Here is a 202-nt window from a genome sequence, read left to right on the forward strand (position 1 = left end):
CTCGGCGGCCATGAGGGAGCGCCAGGAGAAGGCCCAGCCCTGCTTCAGGCCCGCGAGGTAGCCGGGCAGGGCGGCGGGCATGACGATGTGCCAGGTGCCTTTCAGGCCGGTCGCGCCGAGGGTGCGGCCGGCGCGCAGGAAGAGCGGGGGTACCTGGTCGACGCCGGAGACCAGGCCGTTGGCGATCGAGGGGACGGCGCCG

Annotated in this window: 1 protein-coding gene; it reads right to left on the reverse strand. The window is 74.8% G+C overall.

Translation table 11 applies throughout. From position 1 onward, the window contains the following. Nucleotides 1-202, reverse strand: a 202-nt coding sequence (locus tag IF78_RS0143170) for an ABC transporter permease subunit (RefSeq protein WP_031488228.1), incomplete at both ends; no start/stop codon positions are given.

This window comes from Streptomyces bicolor (genome assembly GCF_000719285.1).
Lineage (GTDB): Bacteria > Actinomycetota > Actinomycetes > Streptomycetales > Streptomycetaceae > Streptomyces > Streptomyces bicolor.